Annotated in this window: 1 protein-coding gene; it reads right to left on the reverse strand. The window is 55.6% G+C overall.

The features are described 5' to 3' along the window. Positions 1-489, reverse strand: a 489-nt coding sequence (locus tag ACM6I5_RS19820; protein ID WP_414884490.1) for an integrase core domain-containing protein, incomplete at its 5' end; no start/stop codon positions are given.

Here is a 489-nt window from a genome sequence, read left to right on the forward strand (position 1 = left end):
CTAGCTGTGTAAACCCACCACGTTGTTCACGGATGCTATTCGGCTAATTGGTGGCAAATAACTCAGGCTGGCATGCGGGCGATGCCAGTTGTACTCGTGCAACCACGACGTCAGGTAGGTCGCACGTTGGTCTGAGCTTTCGTAACTTCTGGCGTAGGCCCATTCGCGCAGAGCGGTTTGGATAAATCGCTCTGCCTTGCCATTCGTTCGTGGTGTGTAAGGTTTGGTATAGATGTGTTTAAGCCCCAGCCGTCGACATAGACGCTTGAAACGTCCGGACTTGTAGCAAGGGCCGTTATCGGTCATTACCCGCTCGAAGCAAACGCCAAGGCTTGCGTAGTAGCGCAGGGCCCGGATCAGCGCGAGGCAGGCGCTACGCCCACTTTGGTCTGCGTACAAACCGCTGTGTGCCACTCGACTGTTATCGTCGATGGCAACATGGGCGTATTCCCAACCGACATGGTAAGAGCGGCCTTTTAGGCGGTCTCG

The organism is Pseudomonas sp. IT-P171 (genome assembly GCF_949767765.1).
GTDB classification, from domain to species: Bacteria; Pseudomonadota; Gammaproteobacteria; order Pseudomonadales; family Pseudomonadaceae; genus Aquipseudomonas; species Aquipseudomonas fluorescens_B.